This window comes from Stenotrophomonas pictorum JCM 9942, assembly GCF_001431585.1.
GTDB classification, from domain to species: Bacteria; Pseudomonadota; Gammaproteobacteria; order Xanthomonadales; family Xanthomonadaceae; genus Stenotrophomonas; species Stenotrophomonas pictorum.
On sequence record NZ_LLXS01000021.1, the window covers coordinates 17,388 to 29,264 of the forward strand.

An 11,877-nucleotide genomic window follows, 5' to 3' on the forward strand; every position below is an offset into this window, starting at 1 on the left:
GGCTGTTGGTGGCCGGCCCGCCTCAAGGCCGGGCCACGGCATGGTCACAGGCGAAACTCTTGAACATCCATCTTGATGAAGAGATATAATGGCCCGTATTCCAGCATGCCCGGCGCCCCATGACCGCGATCAGCTTCGAGTTCTATCCCCCCAAGACCGATGACCAGCGTGCCCAGCTGGACCGCACCGCGGCCAGGCTCAAGACCTACGCGCCGGAGTACGTGTCGTGCACCTTCGGCGCGGGCGGTTCGACCCTGAGCTACACCTCCGAGACGGTGCGCCATCTGAACCAGCACCACGGCCTGCAGGCTGCGCCGCACCTGTCGTGCGTCGGCGGCACCCGCGAGGAGATCCGCGAGCTGCTCAAGCTGTACCGGGCCATCGGGGTCAAGCGCATCGTAGCCCTGCGCGGCGACCTGCCCTCGGGCATGGGCTTTCCCGGCGATATGCGCTATGCCTCGGAGCTGATCGCCTTCATCCGCGCCGAACATGGCGACGCCTTCCGCATCGAGGTCGGCGCGTATCCGGAAACCCACCCGCAGGCGTCCTGCGCGCTGGCCGACCTGCGCCACTTCAAGACCAAGATCGATGCCGGCGCCGATGCGGCGATCACCCAGTACTTCTACAACGCCGACGCCTATTTCCACTTCGTCGAGGCGGTGCGCAAGCTGGGCGTGGAGGTGCCGATCATTCCCGGGATCATGCCGATCTCCAACTTCAGCCAGCTGCGCCGGTTCTCCGAGCAGTGCGGCGCGGAGATCCCGCGCTGGATCAGCAAGCGCATGCAGGCCTTTGGCGATGATGCCGAGTCGGTGCGCACGTTCGGCGCCGATGTGGTGGCCGCGCTGTGCGAGCGCCTGATCGCCGCCGGGGTGCCGTCGCTGCACTTCTACACACTCAACCTGGCCCGGCCGACGCAGGCGGTGCTCAGGCGCCTCGGACACGCCTGAACCGGGCGGAAGCACCTCACTTCCGTCACTTCCTGCCCGCTGATCCAGCCACTACCCTTGGACGATGCGAATCGCCCTGCTGCTGTTGTTGTCCGCCATTGCCCTGGGGGCGCTCGATCTTCACGCGCAGCAGATCAACCGTTGCACCAATGCGCAGGGCCAGACGGTGTACGGCGACAAACCATGCGAGGCGATGGGCGCGCGCGCGCGGCTGCTGCCCGGCGGCCGGGCCACCGGTGGCAGCGGCCTGTACCACGACAGCTGCGCGCGCCGGCTCAGCGAGGTAGTCGCACAGATCCAACGTGCAGTGGACGCCCGCGATGCGAACCGGCTGTCGGGCATCTATCTGTGGAACGGGCTTTCTTCGGCGGCGGCTACCCATGTGATGGACCGCCTGGACGCCATCGTGCAGCGGCCACTGGTGGATATCGCGCCGGTGTTCCCCCCCGAACCCGCGTACGAGCCGGCACCGCCGCAACCGTTCACCTATACCGATGGCAGCCCGGTGGATCCGCAACAGGCCCCTGTCCCGGAAGTGGGGGTCAGTCCCCCGCCCGCGCCGCCGCGTCGCCCGATCGGACTGCGGCTGGAGCAGACCCTGGCCAACAGCGCCACGCCTTCGCGCACCGTGTTCAACCTGCGCCGCCAGTACAACTGTTTCTGGATCACCCTGTAACCGGACGCGGCCACAGCCCGCGGATCGCAGCGATGCCCTGCGCGCCGGCGCGCCGGGCGCGACCGATATCCTCCGCGGTCAGCCCACCAATGGCGTAGATCGGCAGCGACACCTGCTCACGCAGGTATTCGAACTGCTCCCAGCCGATACCGGCCGCCTGCGGATGGCTGGCGGTGACCTGCACCGGACCGAGCACGGCAAAATCGCAGCCCAGCGCCTGGGCGGCGCGCAGCTGCGGCAGGTCGTGGCAGGAGGCACCGACCAGCAGATGCGGCGGCAGCGGCCGGGTATCCAGCTGCAGCAATTGCTCGGCGCCCAGATGCACGCCGATCTCCAGCGCACGCGCCAGTTCGATATCGCGGTTGAGCAGGAAATCGGCATCACGGCCGAAACGCGCCACCGCCTGCCGGGCTAGCGCGGTGCGCTGCGCGCAGGCCGGGGTGCGCAGCTGCACGCGGCGGATGCCGCTGTCCAGTGCGTCTTCCAGCCCGCCGAGCCAGGCCTCGGCATCGTCCGCGGGCTCGGGCGTGACCAGGTAGCAGTCGGGCTGGCGCAGCGCCGCCACCACCGGCAGATCGGCCGGCGGCATCGAATACCGGGAGAGTTTGTCCGGGGTCACCCAGGTGATGGCCTGGCCTTCGCGGCCACGCGCCACACCTTTCCAGTGCCGCACCCTGCGCACCTCCAGACGCAGGCGCTTGTCCGGATACAGCTGCGGCACGTCCATCACCCACTCGCCGATCTCGGCCTCGATGCCGAGCTCCTCGTGCAGCTCGCGCGCCAGCGCCTGTTCGGAGGTCTCGCCGGGCTCGCGCTTGCCACCGGGGAACTCCCACAACCCGGCCATGTCACTGTCGCCGCTGCGGCGATTGAGCAGGATACGGCCGCGCGCGTCGGTGATGACGGCGGCCACGACGTGGATCGAGCGCAAGGGGGAAGTCATGGGCTGAGAATGCCGAAAACCCGCCCTTCGGCGCAACATTCCGGTGCCGGCCGCACCCGCGTGCCGGGGCGGAGACCGGGCCAGAAAAAAGCCCCGCACGGGGCGGGGCTTTGATCGATCAGCTCAGCTGGCCGTGGCAGTGTTTGAACTTCTTGCCACTGCCGCACGGGCACGGATCATTGCGGCCAACCTTGGGCTCCTCGCGGGTGATCTGGGCCACGCCCTGCGGGCCGGCCTCCACCTGCGCGGCTTCCTCATCGGCGCTGTAGCCACCGCTGTCCTGGTGCTGGAACTGCGACATCTGCAGACGCGCTTCGGCCTGCTGGCGTTCCAGCGCCTCCATCGCGGCCACTTCCTCCTCGCTGCGCACGCGCACGCGCGAGAGCATGGTGATCACTTCGCGCTTGACGTCTTCGAGCATCTGCGAGAACAGCTCGAAGGCTTCCTTCTTGTACTCCTGCTTGGGCTGCTTCTGCGCGTAACCACGCAGGTAGATGCCCTGGCGCAGGTAATCCATACGCGCCAGATGCTCCTTCCAGCTCTGGTCGAGCACGGTCAGCATCACGTGCTTTTCCAGCGCGCGCATGGTTTCGCTGCCCACGGCCGCTTCCTTCTGCGCGAAGTGCTCGTCCATGAAGTCGATCACCTTCTGCGCGATCGCCTCGGCATCGAGTTCCTCGTGCGCCTTGACCAGGCCGACCACGTCCATCTGCACGCCCAGCTCCGATTCCATCGTCGCCTGCAGACCGGCCAGATCCCATTGCTCGTCCACCGAGTTCGGCGGCACGAAGCGGGTCACCAGGTCATAGATCACATCGCCACGGATGCCGTCGATGTTGTCCTTGACCGACTCGGCGTCCAGCAGCTCGTCGCGCTGGGCGTAGATCACCTTGCGCTGGTCGTTGTTGACGTCGTCGAAGTCCAGCAGGTTCTTGCGGATGTCGAAGTTGTGCGCCTCGACCTTGCGCTGCGCCTTCTCGATCTGACGGCTGACCATGCGGTCTTCGATGACGTCGTCTTCCTTCATACCCATCATGCGCATCGCCTTCTGCACCCAGTCCGAGGCGAAGATGCGCATCAGGTTGTCTTCCAGCGACAGGTAGAAGCGGGACGAACCCGGATCACCCTGACGGCCGGAACGGCCACGCAGCTGGTTGTCGATACGACGCGATTCGTGGCGTTCGGTGCCGACAATGTGCAGGCCGCCGGCCGCCTTGACCGCTTCGTGACGCGCCTGCCAGGCGGCTTTCACGGCGGCCTTCTGCTCGTCGCTGATCTCGTCGCCCAGCTCGTGCAGCTCGGTTTCCAGCGAACCGCCGAGCACGATGTCGGTACCGCGACCGGCCATGTTGGTGGCGATGGTCACCGAGCCCGGACGGCCGGCGTTGGCGACGATGGTCGCTTCGCGGTCATGCTGCTTGGCATTGAGCACCTCGTGCTGCACACCGGCCTTGCGCAGGTGCTCGGACAGCATCTCCGAGGTTTCGATCGAGGTGGTACCCACCAGCACCGGCTGGCCGCGCTTGGCGCATTCCTCGATGTCGGCCAGCACCGCGTTGAACTTGCCGGTGCGGTTGAGGAACACCTGGTCGGGGTGGTCCTTGCGCACGGTCGGCTTGTTGGTCGGGATCACCACCACTTCCAGGCCGTAGATGCTCTGGAATTCGAAGGCTTCCGTATCGGCCGTACCGGTCATGCCGGACAGCTTCTTGTACATGCGGAACAGGTTCTGGAAGGTGATGCTGGCCAGCGTCTGGTTTTCCCGCTGGACCGGCACGCCTTCCTTCGCTTCCACCGCCTGGTGCAGGCCGTCGGACCAGCGGCGGCCGGCCAGGGTACGGCCGGTGAATTCGTCGACGATCACCACTTCGCCATCGCGCACGATGTAGTCCACATCGCGCTGGTAGATGGCGTGGGCGCGCAGCGCGGCGTTGAGGTGGTGGACGACGGTCAGGTTCTGCGCGGCATACAGGCCGCCTTCGTTGTCGGCACCGATGATGCCGGCTTCGCGCAGCAGTTCCTCGGCGTGCTCCATGCCCGCTTCGGACAGGTGCACCTGCTTGCCCTTCTCATCGACCCAGTAGTCGCCCTCGCCGTCCTCGGCTTCCTGCTTGATCAGGCCCGGCACCACGCGGTTGACGCGGATGTACAGCTCCGGGGAATCGTCGGCCGGGCCGGAGATGATCAGCGGGGTACGCGCCTCGTCGATCAGGATCGAGTCGACCTCGTCGACGATGGCGTAATGCAGGCCACGCTGGTAGCGATCCCCCCTGGTCAGCGCCATGTTGTCGCGCAGGTAATCGAAACCGAACTCGTTGTTGGTGCCGTAGGTGATGTCGGCGGCATAAGCCTCGCGCTTGTCGCTGTGCGGCATGCCCGGATAGACCACGCCCACACTCAGGCCCAGCCAGTTGTACAGCTTGCCCATCTGCGCGGCGTCGCGGCGGGCCAGGTAGTCGTTCACCGTGACCACGTGGACGCCCTTGCCTTCCAGCGCGTTGAGGTAGACCGGCAGCGTAGCCACCAGGGTCTTGCCCTCACCGGTGCGCATTTCGGCGATCTTGCCCAGGTGCAGGACCATGCCGCCAATCAGCTGCACGTCGTAATGGCGCATGCCCAGCACGCGGGTGGAGGCTTCACGGCAGACCGCGAAGGCTTCCGGCAGCACCTTGTCCAGGGCTTCGCCGCCGGCGATGCGTTCACGGAATTCGGCCGTCTTGGCCTTCAGCGCGTCATCGGAGAGCTTCTGGATCTCCGGCTCCAAGGCATTGATCTTGGCGACGATACGGTTGAGCTGGCGAAGCTGGCGCTCGTTACGGCTGCCAAAAACGCGGGTAAGCAGGCTGTTGATCATTGAAGGAACCGGTTTGAATGAAATGCCGTACGACCGTACCGCCCCCTGGGACTGCCGGTCACAAACAGAACAGGGCGCAATGCGCCCTGTCGATGGCAACGCCTATTGTAGCTTGGGGCGGGGGCTTGGCGATTCAAGCGTCCGCCCCAAGCCGGTCAACCGCGGCTGCGACGCCCCACCGGGGTGTTGCCGCCTTCACCGAGAAACTTGCGCGGATTGACCGCATTACCGCGCTCCCAGACCTCGAAATGCACGTGCGCACCGGTCGAACGGCCGCTGGAACCGGCCTTGGCCACTTCCTGCCCGGCGCGCACCAGATTGCCTTCGCGCACGGTCAGGCGCGAATTGTGCGCATAACGCGTCACATAGCCATTGCCGTGATCGACGTCGACCACGTTGCCGTAGCCGCCCTTCACGCCGGCGAAGCTGACCACACCATCGGCCACGGACATCACCGGATCACCGACACGGGCGTGGAAATCCATCCCCTTGTGCGTCGCCCGGCCGCGACCGAACGGATCGGCGCGGGTGCCGAAGTTGGAGGTGATGTAGGTGTTGCTGATCGGCATGCGCGAAGGCACGGCGTTCTGCTCCAACTGGTGGTCGAACAGCAGCGACTCCAGCACCGAGAGCTGCTTGCCTGAAGCAGCGAAGCGCTGCTCCAGCATCTGTAAGTCGGTGTTGACCGCACTGACCGGAATGTCCTGGGTCGGACCGGGCTCGCCGTCACCCATACCCGGGGTTTCATTGAAATCGAACTCGCCGTCTTCCAGCTTGCCCATCTGGGTCAGGCGTTCGCCCAGCGCATTGAGCCGCGTGGCCTGGGCCTGCAGTTCGCCCAGTCGCGCTGCCAGCGCGTTGACCTGGGTCTGGGCGTCGGCGCGGACCTTGGCCAGTTCCTGTTCCTGCCGATCCACCTTGGCTTGCAGGGCCGAATCGCCCACCATGCCGATGGCCAGGCTCAACGCCACGCCCATCAGGCAACCGATGCCAAGCACACTGCCCAGCAGGGCCTGCGGACGATCCTCGAAAAACATCTGAACGCGGGCAAACGGCGTCTTGGCCTTTTGTTCACGCGTTTTGATTACGATCTTTTTAAATGCCATTGAAAATTTCTTATGTCTGAGCCGAAATCCAGTGTTCGATCCCGCTCCGTGCCCAAACTGGCACTGGAGACGGTGATGGCGGACAAAGCAGGAAATCCGTTGCGCCGGGCTCTCTGGCTCGATGCGATGGACCGGCAATTGCGCCCCCATTTGCCGCCTGCGCTGGCAAACCGTTGCCGGCTGGCCAATGTGGACGGCGAACACCTCGTTTTTCTCGTCGATTCCCCGGTCTGGCATGCCAAGGTGCGGCTTGCCGAAGACCAGTTGCTCGACGCGGCCCGATCCATCGGGCTGAAGGCCACGCGGGTGACCGTCAAGACTGCAACCGCACCGCCGCACTCCCCAGTGCGTGAAAATCAGCGCAGTACCGCAGTTTCGGCAGCCACGCACAAAGGTCTGCGTGATGCCTTGGATGCCCTTCAGGATGTGAAATCCACCCGCTCCTGAGCGCAAACGGGGCGTCCCCGCCCCAGCTGTCCTGAAGCGACCGGCGACGGTCACCACAGGAGGCCGGCAGGAATCCTAGCCGCGTACGAGGTCGCAGGAGTTAGCGTTTTGTTAATTTAAGGTTAAATTAAGGCTGGGACCCACTGCGGATTCACATTTTCATGACGCAGCCGACAGTTGCCGGCGCAAGGCGCCAGCCCCTCTTACGGTCAAACTTCGGTTCCGCTCAGGCGTACGCCGGGGTTCCATAGACCACCGGATCGGTGGCTGCCGGGGAGTCATAGCTCGCCCATTCCCATGCGCTTTCATCGGCCAGCAGCGCACGCACCAGCTTGTTGTTGAGCGCGTGGCCGGATTTGTAGCCTTCATAGGCCGCCAGCACCTGGCCACCGGCCAGATACAGGTCACCGATCGCGTCGAGGATCTTGTGGCGCACGAATTCGTCGGTGTAACGCAGGCCGTCGTCATTGAGCACGCGGAACTCGTCCAGCACGATGGCGTTGTCCATCGAGCCGCCCAGGCCCAGATTGCGCTCGCGCATGTATTCCAGATCGCGCATGAAGCCGAACGTCCGTGCGCGCGCGATTTCCTTGATGTAGGCCGTGGTCGAAAAGTCGATCTCCACGCGCGACTGCTTGGCCGGGATCATCGGATGGTCGAACTGGATGGTGAAGCCCAGCTTGTAGCCTTCATAGGGCTCGAAACGGGCGACCTTGTCGCCATCGCGTACTTCCACCGTCTTGAGGATGCGCAGGAAGCGCTTGGGTGCGTCCTGCTCCACTACGCCCGCGGACTGCAGCAGGAACACGAACGGGCCGGACGAACCATCCATGATCGGCAGCTCGGCCGAGGACAGCTCGACAATGCAGTTGTCCACCCCCAGCCCGGCCAGGGCCGACATCAGGTGTTCAACGGTCTGGATCTTGGCGCCTTCGCAGGTCAGCCCGGTGCACAGGGTCACCTCGGTGACCAGATCCGCACGCGCCGGCACTTCCACCACCGGTTCCAGATCCACCCGCCGGAACACGATGCCATGGTTCACCGGCGCAGGGCGCAGGGTCATGTAGACCTTGTCACCGCTGTGCAGGCCGACACCGGTGGCGCGGATCGTGTTCTTGAGGGTGCGTTGCTGGATCATGGATGTGCAGTTCGAAGCTGCCGCGCAGACGCGGCTCTGAGCAAACAAGAATAACACGCGTTAACAGCCGACCCGGCCCACATCCAGGGCGGGGCTGTGCAACAGTCCGGTGCGGAAAATGCCGCCGGGCCGATCCTGGCCCGGCGACAAAGGACATGGCATTCCCCCTGGAGTGGACAGCTCCAGGGTCACTTGCTGCATCGATTACCGTCCGCCCGGAGCCCCCGCGACCGGTGCGCCCGGGACGCGTTGGCACTGGCCTCCGGCAACGAGGCCGCTCAGTCCGCCTGACGGCGCAGGAACGCCGGGATGTCGAGGTAATCGCTGGGCAGTTCGGCGGCAACGGTGGACGAGGCCGTCGGCGCCGAAGCCCCCACGGTGTCCGAGCTCGGACGACGCAGGCCCATGCCCATGGTATTGCCCACGGCCTTGGCCACGGCGTCGGCCGGGCTTTCGTAGTCGTCGAACTCGGCCTGGCCGGTGGTGGCGTTGCGCACCAGCTTGATCGGACCCCGCTCGCCCGGACGCTGGGCGTTCTTGGACACGGCGCGGTTCAGACCGGTGGCGACCACGGTCACCTTGATCTCGTCGCCCAGATCCGGATCGATCACAGTGCCGATGACCACGGTGGCGTCTTCCGAGGCGAAGGCGTGCACGGTGCGGCCGATCTCGTCGAACTCGCTCATGGTGATGTCGGTGCCGGCGCTGATGTTGACCAGAACGCCATTGGCGCCGGCCAGGTTCACATCATCCAGCAGCGGATTCTGGATGGCGGCTTCGGCGGCAGCCTGGGCGCGGTCATCGCCGCGGGCGGTGCCGGTGCCCATCATTGCCAGACCCATTTCCGACATCACGGTACGCACGTCGGCGAAGTCGACGTTGATCAGACCCGGACGCACGATCAGGTCGGCGATGCCCTGCACCGCGCCCTGCAGCACGTCGTTGGCGGCGCGGAACGCCTGCACCATGGTGGCGTTGCGGCCGAGCACGGTGATCAGCTTCTCGTTCGGGATGGTGATCAGCGAATCGACATGCTGGCTCAGCTCCTCGATGCCCTTCAGCGCGACCTGCATGCGGCGGCGACCTTCGAACGGAAACGGCTTGGTGACAACGGCCACGGTCAGGATGCCCATTTCCTTGGCCAGCTGCGCCACCACCGGTGCCGCACCGGTGCCGGTGCCACCGCCCATGCCAGCGGTGATGAACACCATGTCCGCGCCCTGCAGGGCATCCATGATGCGCTCGCGGTCTTCCAGTGCCGCCTGGCGGCCGACTTCCGGGTTGGCGCCTGCGCCCAGGCCCTTGGTCACGTTGGTCCCCAGCTGCAGCTGCAGCTTGGCACCACAATTCTTGATGGCCTGCGAATCGGTGTTGGCGGTGATGAACTCCACGCCATCCACATTGGTGTTGACCATGTGCGCCACGGCGTTGCCGCCGCCGCCGCCCACGCCCACCACCTTGATCACCGCGTTGGGTGCCATCTTTTCAATCAGTTCGAAATGCGCCATGTCCATGTCCTCTCTATTGCCGTGATTGGTCTGGGCATTCGGGAGATCCGTTCTCCTTCCGTGCCCACCCGCACCGGCGAGTTTTAGTTGGTGTACCGGTTCGGGATATCCCTCACCGGCGGTTGTTGCCTACTTCAATGACCGCGTTACTGCACTTCGTCTTGCCCTGCTGTTTGTCGCACTGCACTTGCTGTCCCGGTCCGGCGGTCAGAACTCCCCGCGGAACCAGGTCTTCAACTTCTTGAACAGACTGCCGGCGCGACCGGCCGGCAATGACGGCCGCCGCGGGTGTTCGATCTGGCTGCCCATCAGCAGCAGGCCCACGCCGGTGGCATGCACCGGGTTGCCGACCACTTCGCCCAGCCCGGTGACGTGCTGGGGAATACCCACGCGTACCGGCATCTGCAGCATTTCCTCGGCCAGCTCGACCACACCTTCCATCTTCGACGCGCCGCCGCTGAGCACCATGCCGGCGCGCACCATTTCCTCGAAACCGGAGCGGCGCAGTTCGGCCTGTACCATTTCGAAAATCTCCTCGTAACGCCCCTGCACCGCTTGCGCCAGCGAATGGCGCGGCATGCGACGCGGCGGGCGATCGCCCACGCTGGGCACCTGGATGCTTTCTTCGGCCGTTGCCATCTGCGCCAGCGCGCAGGCGTAACGGACCTTGATCTGCTCGGCTTCGGGCGTCGGCGTGCGCAACATGTGCGCGATATCGTTGGTGACGTGATCACCGGCGATCGGCAACGAGGCGGTGTGGCAGATCGCCCCCTGTACAAACACCGCGATGTCGGTGGTCCCGGCGCCGATATCGACCATCACCACGCCCAGCTCGCGCTCGTCGGCGGTCAGCACCGCCACACTCGAGGCCAGCGAAGACAGCACCAGGTCGTCCACCTGCAGGCCGCAACGCTGCACGCACTTGCTGATGTTGGCGGCGGCCGACTGCGCGCACACCACCAGGTGGGCATGTACTTCCAGACGCACGCCGGTCATGCCGACCGGGTTGCGGATGCCTTCCTGCGAGTCATCCAGCACGTATTCGCGCGGGATCGCATGCAGGATTTTCTGGTCGGCCGGAATCGCCACGGCCTTGGCCGCTTCCAGTACCCGGTCCAGATCGCCCCAGCTGACTTCACCCTCGCGGATCGGGGTGATGCCCTGCGAGTTGCGACATTGCACATGGTTGCCGGAGATGGAGGCGTAGACCGAACGGATCTCGCAGCCGGCCATCAGTTCGGCTTCCTCGATCGCCCGCTGGATCGACTGCACGGTGGATTCGATATCCACCACCACGCCGCGCTTGAGCCCGCGCGATTCATGCGAGCCGATGCCGATCACCTCGATCGGGCTGCCTGGCGAGTACTCGCCCACCAGCGCCACCACCTTGGAGGTGCCGATATCGAGACCGACGATCAGTGATTTGTCACCCTTGCGATTCATGTCCTGTCCTGCGTCTGCTTTGTTGCCGGCGGTGGGGTTCCCCAGCTCAGCGTGAAACCGTTGGTGTAGCGGAGATCGGCGCGCACGATCGGCACCTGGGTGCGGGTGAGCTGCGGCAGCACCCGCACGAAGCGGGCAAGGCGCGACCGCGCATCGGTGCGGCCGATGACCACTTCGGTGCCGTTGTCCAGCGCCAGCAACCAGCTGCCGCGCGCATCCAGCACCACTTTTTGCACGTCCACGCCGGCTGGCGCGAACAGGGCGCGTGATTCGTTGTAGAGCTCGACCACTTCGCCGGTCATCGCTTCCGGGCCTTCCAGCTCCGGAAGCAGCGCGCTTTCCAGCCCGTGGGGCACGGCGAACAGACGCCCCTGCTCGGACAGCAGCCGGTCGTTGCCCCAGCGCGCGAAGGGCTTGTGCTCGACGATGTGCACTTCCAGCACATCCGGCCACTGCTTGCGCACCTGGGCACTCTCCACCCACGGCAGCGCTTCGATCGCGCGCTGCGCATCCTGCAGTTTCACCGCGAAGTAGCCAGAGCGCGCATACGGCAACAAGGCTTGTTGCAGATCCTCGGCCGGCACCCGCTTGAATTCGCCGTGCACGCGCAGCTTGGCCAGCGGCCAGCGCTCGGTTCCCACCCAGCCGTTGAGCACCGCCACTACCGGCAGCACCACCAGGGAGAGGGCCAGCAGCCAGGCGAGCATCCGCAGCAGCGCGTTCATCGTGCCACCTCCACCGCAGCCCACGCACGCGCTGACGCCGCTGCCGAAAAGGCAACCGCGCGGGCATCAGCAGACGGGAGCACGATG

At 65.5% G+C, this 11,877-nt stretch carries 9 protein-coding genes and 1 pseudogene; 3 read left to right on the plus strand and 7 right to left on the minus strand.

Annotated features, from left to right (window positions below; genetic code table 11):
* Positions 1 to 107 precede the first annotated feature (107 nt).
* A pseudogene (gene metF / locus ARC78_RS08365) lies at positions 108 to 950 on the plus strand (methylenetetrahydrofolate reductase [NAD(P)H]); the annotation flags it as partial.
* Positions 951 to 1,014: 64 nt separating this feature from the next.
* Positions 1,015 to 1,626 carry a DUF4124 domain-containing protein gene (locus ARC78_RS08370; RefSeq protein WP_057506082.1) on the plus strand — a complete coding sequence of 204 codons (612 nt, stop codon included), beginning with the start codon at positions 1,015 to 1,017 and terminating at the stop codon, positions 1,624 to 1,626.
* On the opposite strand, the gene ARC78_RS08375 is transcribed toward ARC78_RS08370, so the two are convergent.
* The 3 genes from ARC78_RS08375 to ARC78_RS08385 all read right to left on the minus strand — a co-directional run bounded on the left by ARC78_RS08375 (position 1,616) and on the right by ARC78_RS08385 (position 6,529).
* Positions 1,616 to 2,569 carry a Nudix family hydrolase gene (locus tag ARC78_RS08375; RefSeq protein ID WP_054657653.1) on the minus strand — a complete coding sequence of 318 codons (954 nt, stop codon included), beginning with the start codon at positions 2,567 to 2,569 and terminating at the stop codon, positions 1,616 to 1,618. The genes ARC78_RS08370 and ARC78_RS08375 overlap by 11 nt on opposite strands.
* A 118-nt stretch (positions 2,570 to 2,687) precedes the next feature.
* Positions 2,688 to 5,423 carry a preprotein translocase subunit SecA gene (secA, locus tag ARC78_RS08380; RefSeq protein WP_054657655.1) on the minus strand — a complete coding sequence of 912 codons (2,736 nt, stop codon included), beginning with the start codon at positions 5,421 to 5,423 and terminating at the stop codon, positions 2,688 to 2,690.
* A gap of 155 nt (positions 5,424 to 5,578) precedes the next feature.
* The gene (locus tag ARC78_RS08385; protein ID WP_054657657.1) at positions 5,579 to 6,529 is read right to left on the minus strand and encodes a M23 family metallopeptidase; all 951 of its coding nucleotides are present in this window, start codon (positions 6,527 to 6,529) and stop codon (positions 5,579 to 5,581) included.
* Positions 6,530 to 6,541: 12 nt separating this feature from the next.
* Between ARC78_RS08385 and ARC78_RS08390 the strand changes: the two genes are divergently transcribed.
* Positions 6,542 to 6,976 carry a DciA family protein gene (locus tag ARC78_RS08390; RefSeq protein WP_057506083.1) on the plus strand — a complete coding sequence of 145 codons (435 nt, stop codon included), beginning with the start codon at positions 6,542 to 6,544 and terminating at the stop codon, positions 6,974 to 6,976.
* 226 nt (positions 6,977 to 7,202) lie between these two features.
* Here the strand turns inward: ARC78_RS08390 and lpxC are convergent, their stop codons facing one another.
* From lpxC to ARC78_RS08410, 4 genes are all read right to left on the minus strand, one after another.
* Positions 7,203 to 8,114, minus strand: coding sequence for a UDP-3-O-acyl-N-acetylglucosamine deacetylase (gene lpxC, locus ARC78_RS08395; RefSeq protein WP_054657659.1), 912 nt, complete (start codon positions 8,112 to 8,114; stop codon positions 7,203 to 7,205).
* Between the two features lie 278 nt (positions 8,115 to 8,392).
* Positions 8,393 to 9,622, minus strand: coding sequence for a cell division protein FtsZ (gene ftsZ / locus ARC78_RS08400; RefSeq protein ID WP_054657673.1), 1,230 nt, complete (start codon positions 9,620 to 9,622; stop codon positions 8,393 to 8,395).
* Positions 9,623 to 9,829: 207 nt separating this feature from the next.
* Positions 9,830 to 11,065, minus strand: a complete 1,236-nt coding sequence (gene ftsA / locus ARC78_RS08405; protein WP_054657661.1) for a cell division protein FtsA — start codon at positions 11,063 to 11,065, stop codon at positions 9,830 to 9,832.
* Positions 11,062 to 11,790 carry a cell division protein FtsQ/DivIB gene (locus ARC78_RS08410; RefSeq protein ID WP_054657663.1) on the minus strand — a complete coding sequence of 243 codons (729 nt, stop codon included), beginning with the start codon at positions 11,788 to 11,790 and terminating at the stop codon, positions 11,062 to 11,064. Before ARC78_RS08410 ends, ftsA begins: the two co-directional genes overlap by 4 nt.
* Positions 11,791 to 11,877: the final 87 nt, after the last annotated feature.